Source organism: Paenibacillus sp. N3.4 (assembly GCF_008017805.1).
In the GTDB taxonomy this organism is placed as follows: Bacteria; Bacillota; Bacilli; order Paenibacillales; family NBRC-103111; genus Paenibacillus_E.
The window spans coordinates 1-1,587 of the sequence record NZ_VRTT01000186.1; the positions used below are offsets into that span (position 1 = coordinate 1).

General features: G+C 42.8%; 1 protein-coding gene. It reads left to right on the forward strand.

Annotated features, from left to right (window positions below; all coding sequences use genetic code 11):
- Positions 1–138: 138 nt before the first annotated feature.
- Positions 139–1,305 (forward strand): cytochrome P450, encoded by a 1,167-nt coding sequence (locus tag FU659_RS34830; protein ID WP_147951718.1) that lies wholly within the window; start codon positions 139–141, stop codon positions 1,303–1,305.
- Positions 1,306–1,587: the final 282 nt, after the last annotated feature.

Consider the following 1,587-nt stretch of genomic DNA (forward strand, 5'->3'; position numbering starts at 1 on the left):
CAGCAGACTTTAACGACTTGAAATAGTCTCTTATGATAGGTGAATGGTTTGCTAATTTATGGGTAATTTATTATAGAATGAAGGGAGATGAGATAGATAGAAACTAAAAAGAAGGAACGATTCGCGAATGTAATCCCGATGGCTGAAATAGATACGCCAGAAAAAAGACTAAATCCTTTTTCCATTTACAACCATTTACGTCAGACGACACCCATCCGATATGACGCAAGTCGTGATTGTTGGGATGTTTTCGGATATGAGGATGTTCATCGGATTTTAAAGGATCCTGGCGCCTTTTCTTCAATCCGGGGAGTGGTGGAGAAAAGCACTGAAACCATTTTAACGATGGATCCGCCGAGACATACACAGATGCGGGCATTGGTTAATAAAGCTTTTACGCCCAGGGTTATTGCGGATTTGGCACCTCACATCGAGTCCATTACCAATGAACTGATGGATTCGCTGATAGATAGAAATAAAATGGATGTCGTGCACGATCTTGCCGTACCTTTGCCTATTATTGTTATCGCAGAGCTTTTGGGTGTTCCGTCTGAGGATCGGAAATTATTTAAAGTGTGGTCGGATACTCTCGTTAAAGGGACGGATGTCAATACAGAAGAAGCTTTGAAGCAAATAAGTACGGAGAAAGCACAAGCCTTACAAGAGCTGACTTCTTACTTTAAAGAGATTGTTGGGCTGCGGCGAACGGATCCTAAAGAAGATTTGATTTCGTTATTATTGTCAGCAGATATTGAAGGTGAGAAGCTGAGTCTGCAAGAAATAATCGGTTTTGCTATTCTGCTATTGGCGGCTGGAAACGAAACCACAACGAATTTGATTACGAATGCTGTGCGGGTCCTTACAGAACAGACTAGCATTCAGCAGCAGCTGCTCGAAAATTCTGAATGGATACCTGGCTTTATTGAAGAGGTGCTGCGTTTTTACCCACCGATACAGGCCATTGGGCGGGTTGCCGCCAGTGACATCGAAATTGGGGATACACACATAAAAAAAGGGGATCAGGTGGTTTCGTGGGTGGCATCGGCTAATCGGGATGAAACAAAATTTTCAAATCCGGATGTTTTTGTGGCAGATCGTCGACCGAATGCTCATCTTTCATTTGGTTTTGGCATTCACTTTTGCCTGGGTGCCCCTCTTGCGAGACTGGAAGCTCAAATTGCTATTCGGGCGATCGTAAATCGGTTGACGGATATTCGCTTTGCAACCGGCTCTAAGCTAGCTTATATTCAAAGCACTTTCGTATTTGGTGTAAAGCAATTTCCCATTGTTTTTGACAGGAAGTAAAAATGGCAGCCTGGAATCTGAAAAGATTCTAGGCTGCATTTGGCTTTAAACCGATGCTAACCAATAAAATAAAATATTCCCAGGCCGCTCGATAAGCGTCAAAGGGAATGGAGTTCGACGAAGTCATCCTGCCATTAGAGAATGTGTCGAGTTATCGTACGGATCTTGTATGTATATGGAATCTGTTTTGGGATATTATACTAATGCTTACTGTGATCCTGTTTCCGGGGAGGAAGAGATGGAGTCAACCTTTTCAAGAATGCAGATCCTATTTATGCTGCT

Bases quoted from the DNA above. Each gene is read 5' to 3' on its own strand.
- FU659_RS34830 (WP_147951718.1), top strand. From the start codon at position 139: ATGGCTGAAATAGATACGCCAGAAAAAAGACTAAATCCTTTTTCCATT.